This window comes from Mesorhizobium sp. M0571 (assembly GCF_040320985.1).
Classification (GTDB): Bacteria; Pseudomonadota; Alphaproteobacteria; order Rhizobiales; family Rhizobiaceae; genus Mesorhizobium.
Genome location: NZ_JAMYQT010000010.1, coordinates 106,049 through 118,727 on the forward strand (window position 1 = coordinate 106,049; position 12,679 = coordinate 118,727).

General features: G+C 62.3%; 8 protein-coding genes. All 8 read right to left on the bottom strand.

The features are described 5' to 3' along the window. Positions 1 to 143: 143 nt before the first annotated feature. The 8 genes from NKI85_RS14415 to NKI85_RS14450 all read right to left on the bottom strand — a co-directional run bounded on the left by NKI85_RS14415 (position 144) and on the right by NKI85_RS14450 (position 12,664). Entirely contained in the window at positions 144 to 1,772 is a 1,629-nt protein-coding gene (locus NKI85_RS14415; RefSeq protein WP_352776845.1) for an alpha-D-glucose phosphate-specific phosphoglucomutase, read from the bottom strand. A 3-nt stretch (positions 1,773 to 1,775) separates the two neighbouring features. Further along, positions 1,776 to 3,221, bottom strand: a complete 1,446-nt coding sequence (gene glgA / locus NKI85_RS14420; RefSeq protein ID WP_352776846.1) for a glycogen synthase GlgA — start codon at positions 3,219 to 3,221, stop codon at positions 1,776 to 1,778. Positions 3,222 to 3,224: 3 nt separating this feature from the next. Then, a complete protein-coding gene (gene glgC, locus NKI85_RS14425; RefSeq protein ID WP_352525595.1) occupies positions 3,225 to 4,490 on the bottom strand; it encodes a glucose-1-phosphate adenylyltransferase in 1,266 nt (421 codons plus the stop codon). A gap of 36 nt (positions 4,491 to 4,526) precedes the next feature. Next, positions 4,527 to 6,743: a 1,4-alpha-glucan branching protein GlgB gene (glgB, locus tag NKI85_RS14430; protein ID WP_352776847.1), complete on the bottom strand. Its 2,217-nt coding sequence runs from the start codon at positions 6,741 to 6,743 to the stop codon at positions 4,527 to 4,529. A gap of 146 nt (positions 6,744 to 6,889) precedes the next feature. Then, positions 6,890 to 9,358 carry a glycogen/starch/alpha-glucan phosphorylase gene (locus NKI85_RS14435; protein WP_352776848.1) on the bottom strand — a complete coding sequence of 823 codons (2,469 nt, stop codon included), beginning with the start codon at positions 9,356 to 9,358 and terminating at the stop codon, positions 6,890 to 6,892. A gap of 227 nt (positions 9,359 to 9,585) precedes the next feature. Next, positions 9,586 to 10,368 carry an ATP-binding cassette domain-containing protein gene (locus NKI85_RS14440; protein WP_352525590.1) on the bottom strand — a complete coding sequence of 261 codons (783 nt, stop codon included), beginning with the start codon at positions 10,366 to 10,368 and terminating at the stop codon, positions 9,586 to 9,588. Next, positions 10,368 to 11,525, bottom strand: a complete 1,158-nt coding sequence (locus NKI85_RS14445) for an ABC transporter permease (RefSeq protein ID WP_352525589.1) — start codon at positions 11,523 to 11,525, stop codon at positions 10,368 to 10,370. Before NKI85_RS14445 ends, NKI85_RS14440 begins: the two co-directional genes overlap by 1 nt. 107 nt (positions 11,526 to 11,632) lie before the next feature. Beyond that, positions 11,633 to 12,664: a sugar ABC transporter substrate-binding protein gene (locus NKI85_RS14450; protein ID WP_352525588.1), complete on the bottom strand. Its 1,032-nt coding sequence runs from the start codon at positions 12,662 to 12,664 to the stop codon at positions 11,633 to 11,635. Positions 12,665 to 12,679: the final 15 nt, after the last annotated feature.

Here is a 12,679-nt window from a genome sequence, read left to right on the forward strand (position 1 = left end):
CTCCGTCGCGCAGACCCCAGGATGACGAAGCGATGGGCGTTTTGGCCGATTTCCAAGGCGTGCGATCCGTCAGCGCAAGCACATCCGACCTGTCAAGCTTCTGCGCCAGGAAACCAGCCCTCCGATCGGCAACGCGGATAGGCTCACGTAATCACGCTCGGCTTGGCGCGGCCGGTATGGCTGCGAATCCCGGCAATGTCGTCCGCCGCCGCAATCAGATCGGCAAGCGCCTCCTGGGTGTCGAGATCGTGACGGCTCTTGTCCGGCTCGTAGCGCTCGACATAAAGGCGCAGCGTCGCGCCCGAGGTGCCGGTGCCGGACAGGCGGAAGACGACGCGCGAGCCGCCTTCGAACAATACTCTGATGCCCTGGTTCTTGCTGACCGAGCCGTCGACCGGATCGTGATAAGCGAAATCGTCGGCGCTGGCGATCGTCATGCCGCGCACGCTGGTGCCAGGCAGCGAGCCCAGCTTGGCGCCCAGTTCGTCGACCAGCGCATTGGCGCGATCGGTCTCGACTTCCTCGTAGTCGTGTCTTGAATAGTAATTGCGGCCGTAGGCCGCCCAATGCTGGGTGACGATCTGCTTAGCGCTTTCGCCGCGCACGGCAAGGATGTTGAGCCACAAAAGCAAGGCCCACAGGCCGTCCTTTTCGCGGACATGGTTGGAGCCGGTGCCTGCACTTTCCTCGCCGCAGATCGTCGCCATGCCGGCATCGAGCAAATTGCCGAAGAACTTCCAGCCGGTCGGCGTTTCATAGATGCCGATGCCGAGTTTTTCGGCGACCCGGTCGGCGGCACCGCTGGTCGGCATCGAGCGGGCGATGCCTTTCAGCCCCGCCTTGTAGCCCGGCGCCAGATGGGCATTGGCGGCGAGCATGGCCACTGAATCCGATGGGGTGATGAAAATGCCCTTGCCGATGATCAGGTTGCGGTCGCCGTCGCCGTCGGAGGCGGCGCCGAAATCGGGCGCGTCCGGTCCCATCATCTCGTCATAGAGGTGTTTTGCGTGGACCAGATTGGGATCGGGATGGTGGCCGCCGAAATCCGGCAGCGGGATGAAATTACGGGCGGTGCCGTTGGGCGCACCGAGCCGGTTTTCGAGGATCTCCTTGGCATAGGGACCGGTCACCGCATGCATGGCATCGAAGCGCATGCGGAAGCCTGATTTGAACAGAAGCCGCAAGGCGTCGAAATCGAACAGGCTTTCCATCAGTTCGGCATAGTCGGCGACCGGATCGATGATCTCGACGGTCATGTCACCCGCCTTCACCGTGCCGATCGTATCGATATCGACCGTGTTTATATCGGCGATCTTGAAGCTGGAAATCACCTTGGTTTTTTCGAAGATCGTGTCGGTCAGCTTTTCCGGCGCCGGGCCGCCATTGCCGGCATTGTATTTGATGCCGAAATCCTCATGCGGGCCGCCCGGATTGTGGCTGGCCGACAGGATGATGCCGCCGAAGGTCTTGTATTTGCGGATGACGTGCGAAGCGGCAGGCGTCGACAATATACCGCCCTGCCCGACCATCACCTTGCCGAAGCCGTTTGCCGCGGCCATGGCGATGGCCTTCTGGATGACCTCGCGGTTATAGAAGCGGCCGTCGCCGCCGATCACCAGGGTTTTGCCCTCGAACCCTTCCAGCGCGTCGAAGATCGACTGGATGAAGTTCTCGGCATAGTGCTCCTGCTGGAACACCGGGACTTTCTTGCGCAACCCGGAGGTGCCGGGCTTCTGGTCGGTATAGGGTTTGGTAGCGACAGTGCGGATCATGCGTCAGGCAGCCCTTTTCGAAAGCAGCAAGCGATAAAGTTCGACATATTTTTCGGCGCTTTTGTCCCACGACACATCGGCCTTCATGCCTTGCCGCTGCATCGACGTCCAGACCGTGGGGTTGGCATGCGCCTCGACAAGGCGGCGGATGGCATGCAGCAGGGCGCCGGCCTTGGCCGGCGCAAACTGGAAGCCGGTCGCCACGCCGGCCGAGATGGCGGCTTCGTTGGCATCGATGACCGTGTCGGCAAGGCCGCCGGTGCGCGCGACGACCGGCACGCAGCCATAGCGCAGCCCGTAAAGCTGCGTCAGCCCGCAGGGTTCGAAGCGCGACGGGATGATAATGGCGTCGCAGCCGCCCTGCATGGTGTGTGAGAGCCCCTCGTCATAGCCGACGACGACGCCGATGCGGCCGCGATGGCGGGCTGCGGCTGCAAGCAATGCGCCTTCGAGACCGGCATCGCCGGACCCGAGGATTGCCAGCCGCGCACCTGCCGCGACGATACCGTCGACGGCCGCCGCCAATATGTCCATGCCCTTTTGCCAGGTCAGCCGGCTGACGACGCAAACGATCGGGCTGTCGTCGCGATCGAGGTTGAAGCGATCCTCGACCGCGGCCTTGTTGGGCATCCGCGCCTTGAGCGTCTTTGCTGTGTAGTTGGAAACCAGATGCTTGTCAGTTTCCGGGTTCCAGATCTCGGTATCGATGCCGTTGACGATGCCATGGAGATCGACGGAGCGCATGTTGATCAGCCCGTCGAGGCCCATGCCGAATTCGGGCAAGCGGATTTCCTGCGCATAGGTCGGGCTGACCGTGGTGATCGCCCAGGCGGCCTGCAGGCCGGCCTTGAGGAAGCCGACGCCGCCATAATATTCGACGCCGTCGAGCGCCATCGCCGCCGCCGGCAGGCCAAGCTCGCCAAAGATGCCGGCGCCGAACTGGCCCTGGAAGGCGAGGTTGTGCACGGTGATCATCGACGGCGTGCCGATCGCCTTGCCGTAGCGCATGTAGGCGAGCGTCATCGCCGACTGCCAGTCATGGGCATGGACGATATCGGGCAGGTAGCCCGAGATAGCGCCGCCGGCGATGTCGCCGCCGACCCGGCTCAACGCCGCGAACCGCCGCCAATTGTCCGGCCAGTCGGCGCCGGTCGCATTGCCGTATGGGCCGCCGGGACGGTCGAAAAGATGCGGCGCGTCGAGCACGAACAGGTCGAGCCCGGCGATCTGGACGGCATGCACCGAAGCCTTGCCGCCGTGCAGCAGCGGATATTGTTGAACCGCCTTCTTTTTCCTGAAGGCGTCCATCACCTGGGGATAGCCGGGGACGAGCGTGCGCATGGCGACGCCGTTGCCGGCCAGTGCCACGGGCAAGGCGCCGGTTACGTCGGCGAGCCCGCCGGTCTTGACCAGCGGAAAGATCTCGGGCGTCACCGACAGAACCTGCATGCACTACGATCCCAGCCTGTTGACCATGTCCTGCGTGACCAGGCAGATGCCTTTTTCCGAAACGCGGAAACGCTTGGCGTCGAGGACGGGATCCTCGCCGACCACCAGCCCCTCCGGAATCCTGACGCCGTGATCGATGACCACGCGCTTCAGCCTGGCGTTGCGGCCGACATGAACGTCGGGCAGCATGACGACCTCCTCCAGCGTCGAATAGGAATTGATGCGCGCGCCGGTGAAGATCAGGCTTCGCTTCAGCGAAGCGCCCGAGACGATGCAATCGCCCGAGACGAGGGACGAGACGGCCGACCCGCGGCGGCCATCCTCGTCATGGACGAACTTTGCCGGCGGCTTCAATTCGGCATACGTCCAGATCGGCCAGTCGCGGTCGTAGAGGTCGAGTTCCGGCGTGATGTCGGTCAGGTCGATATTGGCTTCCCAATAGGCGTCGACCGTGCCGACGTCGCGCCAATAGGCCTCGTTCTCGGCGGTCGAGCGCACGCAGGATTTGGCGAAACGATGGGCGATCGCCTTTCCGTGCTCGACGATGTAGGGGATGATATCCTTGCCGAAGTCGCGGCTCGAGCCGGGCTCCGCCGCATCGCGACGCAATTGCTCCATCAGGAACTTGGTCTTGAACACATAGATGCCCATCGAGGCCAGCGCAAAATCCGGTTTGTCGGGAATGCCGGGCGGATCGGCGGGCTTTTCGATGAAGGAGATGATGGTGTCCTTGGTGTCGACATGCATGACGCCGAAGCCGGTGGCTTCCATGCGCGGCACTTCGAGGCAGCCGACGGTGACATCGGCGCCAGCCTCGACATGCTGGCGAAGCATCAGCTCGTAGTCCATCTTGTAGATGTGGTCGCCGGCAAGGATGACCATGTATTCCGGCCCGTAGGCCTCGATGATGTCGATGTTCTGGTAGACGGCATCGGCGGTGCCCTCATACCATTGCGTTTCCGAGACGCGTTGGCTGGCCGGCAGGATGTCGAAGCTCTCGTTGCGCTCGGGCCGCAGGAAGTTCCAGCCGCGCTGCAAATGGCGGATCAGCGAATGCGCCTTGTACTGGGTGGCGACGCCGAGGCGGCGGATACCGGAATTGAGCGCGTTGGACAGCGCGAAATCGATGATGCGCGTCTTGCCGCCGAAATAGACCGCCGGCTTGGCGCGGCGGTCGGTCAGTTCCTTGAGCCGGCTGCCGCGGCCGCCGGCCAGCACATAAGCCATGGCGTCGCGTGCCAGCGGCTGGGTTCGTTTTATTTCAGCCATTCTTATCCTCCCACATTATTCGTTCAAGGACATAGCTCAGTCCGGGACGAATTCGAGCATGATCGTCGACAGCGGCGGCAAAAGCATCGTCGCCGAAATGCCTCCTCCCGCTTCCGCCTGGGCCTCGACGGCGCCGCTGTTGCCCTTGCCGGAACCGCCATAGTCCGTGGCATCGGTGTTGATGATCTCGCGCCATTTTCCGGGCTGCGGCAACGGCACGCGGTAATTGTCGCGCGGCACCGGCGTGAAGTTGGAAATGACGGCGACCGGATTGCCGCCCGGCGCGCTGCGCAGCCAGGCAAACACCGAATTCGCGCTGTCATCGACGATCAGCCAGGAAAAGCCCTCCGGCTCGCAGTCGCGGGCATGCAGCGCCGGGCGCGAGCGGTAGAGATAGTTGAGGTCGCGCACCGTCTGCCAGACGCCACGGTGGAGCCGGAAATCGAGCAGGTTCCAGTCGAGCGCGCGCGCCTCGCTCCACTCGCGGCGCTGCGCGAACTCCTGGCCCATGAACAACAGCTTCTTGCCGGGATAGCCCCACATGAAGGCGTAATAGGCGCGCAGCGTCGCGAATTTCTGCCAGTCGTCGCCGGCCATCTTGTTAAGCAGCGTGCCCTTGCCGTGCACGACCTCGTCATGGGACAGCGGCAGCACGAAATTCTCGCTGAAGGCGTAGACCAGGCCGAAGGTGATGTCGTTGTGGTGATGCTTGCGGAAGATCGGCTCCTTGGAGAAATACTCCAAAGTGTCGTGCATGAAGCCCATGTTCCACTTGAAGCCGAAGCCCAGTCCGCCTTCATGCACCGGCTGCGAGACTTTCGGCCACGAGGTCGATTCCTCGGCGATCGTCATCACGCCGGGATGGTGGCCGTAGACCTCCTTGTTCATACGCTGGAGGAAACTGACCGCCTCGAGATTCTCGCGCCCGCCCTTCTCGTTGGGTATCCATTCGCCCGCCTTGCGCGAATAATCGAGATAAAGCATCGAGGCGACCGCGTCGACGCGCAGACCATCGATGTGGTATTTTTCGGCCCAGAACAGCGCATTGTTGACAAGGAACGAAACCACTTCGCGACGGCCGAAATTGTAGATCGCGGTGTTCCAGTCGGGATGGAAGCCTTTGCGCGGATCGGCATGCTCATAGAGCGCGGTGCCGTCGAACTTTGCCAGCCCGTGTTCGTCAACCGGGAAATGCGCAGGCACCCAGTCGAGGATAACGCCGATGCCGGCACGATGGGCGCCGTCGACGAAGCGGGCAAAACCGTCCGGATCGCCAAAGCGGGCGCTCGGCGCATAAAGACCCGTCGTTTGGTAGCCCCAGGACGGGTCATAAGGGTGTTCGGAGATCGGCATGAATTCGATGTGGGTAAAACCCGTCTCGACGACATAGGGGATCAGCCGGTCAGCGAGTTCGTCCCATGACAGGAAGCTGCCATCGTCGTGAAGCCGCCATGAGCCGGCGTGGACCTCGTAGATCGATACGGCTTCGCGCCTAAGGTCGGCATTGCGCCAGTAGTTCCGGTGCGCCTCGTCACCCCATTCATGCGCCGGCGGCAGCGCCGTCACTGAAGCGGTGGCCGGGCGCAGTTCGGACTTGAAGGCGAACGGATCGGCCTTGAGCGGCAATCTCACGCCATCCGGCCCGATGATCTCGTATTTATAAGGGCGGCCAGCGCCGATGTCGGGAATGAACAGCTCCCAAATGCCGGTATCGCGACGGTCGCGCATGGTGTGCCGGCGGCCGTCCCACTCGTTGAAGTCGCCGACCACCGAGACGCGCCTTGCATTGGGCGCCCACACGGCGAAATGCACGCCGGACGCACCCTCATGATCGATGAGATGGGCGCCGAGCTTGTCGAACAGCCTGAGATGCGACCCTTCGGCGATGTAATAGTCGTCCAGCGGGCCGAGTACGGGACCGAAAGAATAGGGATCGGTCAGCCACCAGTCAGCGCCGGCATTCCTGGCGTGATAGCGCAGCGGCTGGCGTTTGCGCAGCGACAGTCTGCCTTCGAAGAAACCGCGATCGTCGCGCCTCGACAGCTCGCCAGCCTTCTTGCCGGTCAGCGTATAGGCGGTGACGGACTCTGCATGAGGGACGAAGCAGCGGGCGACAAAGCCCTTCTCCGCCTCATGCACCCCGAGCACGGCAAACGGGTCGCCATGCGTGCCGGCGACAATCGCCGCGACATCGCCGGCTGGCGCCAGTCCATCCGGCCCGCTTGTCGCAACGGTCGCGCGCGGCTTGCTCATCAGGCAGTGACCCTCCCCGGGCACCAAGTGTATGTTTCTAGTGGAGTTTTTAATTCGACATTCGCATGCCGCATGACCCTCCATCGGATGCGAAGGTCAAATTCACTCCACTAGGGCTACATTGTTCGTGGCCTCATGCAATCATATCAGGCGGGCACGTGCCAGATGTCTTTCGCATATTGGCGGATCGTTCGATCGGACGAGAACCAGCCGACGCGGGCGACATTGCGGATGGCTCTGGCGTACCAGTCCGGGCTGTTGCGCCAGACGGCATCGACATCGCGCTGGGTGGCGGCGTAGGCATCGAAATCCGCAGCGACCATGAACCAGTCGCTCTGGTAGAGGCCGTTGATCAGGTCCCGATAACGGTCCGGATCGTCAGGCGAGAAGACCCCGGACGAAACCGCGGCAAGCGCCTGCGCCAATTCAGGCGATCCCTCGATCACGGCGCGCGGATCGTAGCCATTGTTGCGCCGCTCGGCGACCTCATCGGTAGTCAGGCCGAAGATGAAGATGTTGTCGTCGCCGACGCATTCCTTGATCTCGACATTGGCGCCGTCGAGCGTGCCGATGGTCAGCGCGCCGTTCAGCGCGAACTTCATGTTGCCGGTGCCGGACGCTTCCATGCCGGCGGTCGATATCTGCTCCGAAAGATCGGCGGCCGGCATCATGATCTCGGCAACGCTGACATTATAGTTCGGCACGAACACCACTTTCAGCAAGCCGCGCACCGCCGGGTCGCGGTTGATGACCCTGGCGACGTCGTTGGCAAGTTTGATGATAAGCTTGGCGTTGTGATAGCTGGGCGCCGCCTTGCCGCCGAAGAACTTGACGCGAGGCATCCAATCGCGCTCCGGATGGGAGCGGATCTGGTCGTAAAGCGCGACCGCTTCGAGAATGTTCAAGAGCTGGCGCTTGTATTCGTGGATGCGCTTGACCTGGATGTCGAACAGCGCCGATGGGTCGACCTTGATGCCGAGCCGGTCGGCGACGAGATTGGCCAGCCGTGCCTTGTTCGCCCGTTTGACGGCAGCGAACTTGTCGCGGAAGGCGGCGTCTTCGGCAAAAGGGTCGAGCCCCTTTATCTCGTCGATGTCGTCGAGGAAGCCGTCGCCGATCGCCTCGCGGGTGAGTGCCGTGAGGCCGGGATTGCACTGGATCAGCCAGCGCCGCGGCGTGATCCCATTGGTCTTATTGTTGATGCGGTCCGGGTAGAGCTTGTGGAGATCGGCAAACACCGTCTCCTTCATCAGCTCGGTATGCAGCGCCGAGACGCCGTTGATCGAGTGCGAGCCGACAAAGGCCAGATTGCCCATGCGCACCCGGCGCTCGCCATTTTCCTGGATCAGCGAGATGTGGCTGATCTGCTCGTTCGAGAACTGGTCGGAGGCGCGCGCCTCGAGCAGCACTTCGGAGTTGATGGCGTAGACGATCTGCATGTGGCGCGGCAACAGCCGCTCGAACAGCGGCACCGGCCAGCTTTCGAGCGCTTCGGGAAGCAGCGTGTGATTGGTGTAGCCGAAGGTGCGCTTGGTGATACTCCAGGCCTGGTCGAAATCCATGCCGTGGACATCCATCAACAGGCGCATCAGCTCGGCCACGGCGATCGCCGGGTGGGTGTCGTTCAGATGGATCGCCGCCTTGTCGGGCAGCGACTTAAGGTCTCCATACTGGCTGAGATGGCGCTGGACGATGTCCTGCAGCGAGGCGGTGGAGAAGAAATACTCTTGCCTGAGCCGCAGCTCCTGGCCGGCCTTGTGGGAATCGGCCGGGTAAAGGACGCGCGACAAGGCATCGGCCTTGTTGCTTTCGGCGAGTGCGCCGATGTGATCGCCGGCGTTGAACTTGTCGAGCAGGATCGGATCGATCGGCATGCCGGACCACAGCCGCAGCGTGTTGACGCGGTTGGCCCGCCAGCCAACCACCGGCGTGTCGTAGGCGACAGCCAGAACATGTTCGGTCGGCTTCCAGACATGGCGCTCGAGCCTGCCGTCCTTCGAGGTGATCGATTCCACCGAGCCGCCGAAGCCGACCTCGAAGGAGCGCTCGCGGCGCTCGAACTCCCAGGGGTTGCCGTGATCGAGCCATGTCTCGGGCAGTTCGACCTGCCAGCCGTCATGGATCTCCTGCCGAAACATGCCGTTGGCGTAGCGAATGCCGTAGCCATGCGCGGGGATATTGACGGTCGCCATGCTTTCCATGAAGCAGGCGGCGAGCCGGCCAAGACCGCCATTGCCAAGGGCCGCGTCCGGTTCGAGCGCAGCAATGATGTCGAGGTCGACGCCAAGCGACGACAGCGCCTCGCGCATATTGTCCATCAGGCCGAGATTGGAGAAGGCATCGCGCATCAGGCGGCCGATGAGGAATTCCAGCGAGAGGTAATAGACGCGCTTTTCCTGCTGGGCGTAGGCCTCTTGCGTCGCCTGCATCCAGTGATCGACGATGCGGTCACGCACAACCTTGATCGAGGCGGTGAGCCAATCGTACTGCGTTGCAACGCTGGTGCCCTTGCCGACCCTGTATTTGAGGGCCTGCAAGACTTCGTCGGCGAGTGTCTTGGGATCCGGGTTTTCGAGTGTGGGCAGAGGAGCTTCGGTTGTCATCGCGCGCGTCATGCTGCCTCTCGTGCGGTTGCTATGATCATACCGGCTTTCACCGTTCCTCCCAGCCCATGCTAGCGCATATCGCTATATGTTCAATCGATTAGGCGGCGACGGGTCGGCTTACCCCGCGGCAATTTGGCAAATTAAAGCGCGCCGCAGAGATCCAAACCGACGCGCTTCACGTTCTTGTTTTTGCATGTCGTTGTCCCAAACCGCTGCGCACTTTTGGGCGACATGCATCAGGCCGCCAGCACCGCCTCTGGCGGAAGCTTCGCTCCGGTCATGAAGGCGACGGCGTCGGACATCGTATATTGCTTGGGATCGATGACGCAGAGGCGACGGCCCAATCGATGGATATGAATGCGGTCCGCCACCTCGAAGACATGCGGCATGTTGTGCGAGATGAGCACGATCGGCAGGCCGCGCTTCTTGACGTCGAGGATCAGCTCGAGCACGCGGCGAGATTCCTTGACGCCGAGGGCCGCCGTTGGCTCGTCCATGATGACGACCTTCGAACCGAAGGCGGCAGCGCGCGCCACCGCTACGCCCTGACGCTGGCCGCCCGAGAGCGTTTCCACGGCCTGGCTGATGTTCTGGATGGTCATCAGGCCGAGTTCGGAGAGTTTGTCGCGGGCGCGCTTTTCCATCGCCCGGCGGTCCAGCATCCGAAACCATTGGCCGAGCAAGCCAGGTTTGCGGATCTCACGGCCAAGGAACATGTTGTCGGCGATGGAGAGCGCTGGTGACAGGGCGAGGTTCTGGTAGACGGTTTCGATGCCGGCATCGCGTGCCTCCATCGGCGACTTGAAGGACGTAACCTTGCCGTCAAGACGGATTTCGCCTTCATCAGCGGTGATGGCGCCGGAGATCGCCTTGATGAGCGACGACTTGCCGGCACCGTTGTCGCCGATCACCGCGAGGATTTCGCCGGCGTAGAGATCGAAATCCGCATTGTCGAGCGCGGTAACGCGGCCGTAACGCTTGACCAGACCGCGGGTTGTGAGGATGGGTTCGCGCGACATTAGCCTGCAACCTTTCTGATCCACTGATCGACCGCGACGGCACCGATGATGAGAACTCCGATCAGGAAGAACGTCCATTGCGGATCGGTGCCAATAAGCCGAAGTCCGAGCTGAAAGACGCCAACGATGAGCGCACCGAAGATCATGCCGAGGATCGAGCCGCGGCCGCCGAACAGTGAGGTGCCGCCGATCACCACGGCGGTGATGGATTCGATGTTGGCGAAAGCGCCCGCCGTGGGCGACACCGAGCCGATGCGGCCGATCAGCACCCAACCGGCGAAGGCGCAGATCAAGCCCGAGATCGTATAGACCTGGACCAGCATGCGCGGCACGCGCACGCCGGACAGATCGGCCGCGTCCGGATCGTCGCCCGTCGCGTAGACGTGGCGGCCCCAGGCCGTGTAATTGAGGATATACCAGAGCAGCAAGACGAGCAGCACCATGGTGACGACGCCGAGCGTGATGGTCGCCCCGACGAGGGACAGGCCGTCAAACAGCCATCTGACCGGCGGTACGTAGTCGCACACGAAGTTCTGCCAGAGGTGCCCGTCGCATTTGAGCTTGTTGCCGAACAATTGCAGAAGCGGAGCCTGGGCCTCGACGTCCTGGCCGCGGATCGTCTCGTTGCGGGAATAGAGGAAGTTGGCAGCCGAAAAGATCTGCCAGGTGCCAAGCGTCACGATGAAGGGCGGCAGCTTCATGTAGGCGATAAGGACGCCATTGATGAAACCGCACAGCGCGCCACAACCGAAGCCGCAGAGAAGGGACAACGGAACCGGCAAGCCATAGCGAAACGCGAATTGCCCCATCACCACCGACGACAGCACCATGATGGCGCCGACCGAAAGATCGATGCCGGCGGTGAGGATGACGAGGGTCTGCGCCGCCCCGATGATGCCGGTGATGGCCACCTGCTGAAGGATCAGCGTGAGCGCGAACCAGTTGAAGAATTTGGGACCGGCGAGGATACCGAAGATCAGGATCGACACCACCAGCACGATCAGCGGAACAGCCGCCTGGTTCGCATGGAGCGCATGCTGGAATTTTTCAATCGGCGACTTGCTGTGGGTATCGAAGCTCGCCACGGACGCGTCACTGTCAGCGAGAACCTTCTCGTACTCTTGCGGTCGCCCGGCGCTCGCCGATGCGTCGGTCATCTCGATTCCTCCCGCGATGTTGTTTCCTCCTTCGCGCAAAAGGGCGGCCTGGAGACCGCCCTCCCGCACGAAAACGATATTCGCGCTCTTAGTCAGCGCGTGTCAAATCAGCCCCAGCACTTGGCCAGGCCTTCCTTGGTGTCGATCGAGGGAACGCCTTCCACCGGATTGTCGGTGATCAGCGTGACGCCGGTGTCGAAGAAGGTCTTGCCTTCCGTCACCTTCGGCTTCTCGCCGGAGTCGGCGAACTTCTTGATGGCTTCCACGCCCATCGACGCCATCAGCAGCGGGTACTGCTGCGAGGTTCCACCGATGACGCCTTCGGCGACATTCTTCACACCCGGGCAGCCGCCGTCGACCGACATGATGAGAACATCTTTTTCCTTGCCGACCGCCTTGAGAGCTTCATAGGCACCCGCGGCCGCGGGCTCGTTGATGGTGTGGATGACGTTGATCGTGGGGTCCTTCTGCAGAAGGTTTTCCATGGCCTGACGGCCGCCTTCCGGATTGCCGTTGGTATAGTCGTGGCCGACAATGCGCGGATCGTCCTCGTCACCGATCACGTTGACATCCTTCACGTCGATGCCGAAGCCCTTCATGAAGCCCTGGTCGCGCAGCACGTCAACGGTGACTTGCTTGGTATTGATGTCGAGGAAGCCGATACGGGCATCCTTGGCTTTGTCGCCGAGCTTGGCGGCGGCGTAGGCGCCGATCAGCCGGCCGGCTTCGAAGTTGTCGGTGGCCATGGTCTGGTCGGCGGCATCGATCGGGTCAAGCGGTGTATCGAGCGCGATCACGAGGATGCCGGCGTCACGCGCCTTCTTGATCGTCGGAACGATGGCCTTGCTGTCCGAAGGGGTGATCAGAATGCCCTTGACGCCATCCGCGATGCAGGTTTCGACCGCTGCGACCTGGCCTTCATTGTCGCCGTCGTCCTTGCCGGCATAGGCCTTGAGGCTGACACCGAGTTCGGTGGCTTTGGCTGTGGCACCTTCCTTCATCTTGACGAAGAAGGGATTGGTATCGGTTTTGGTAATCAGGCAGGCGCCGATGTCGGCGGCGTATGCAGGAGCGGCCAATACAACAAGGGCACTTGCGGTCGCGCCGAGCAACGCAGACTTCAGTACGGACGTTTTCATCAAGGTACTCCTCCC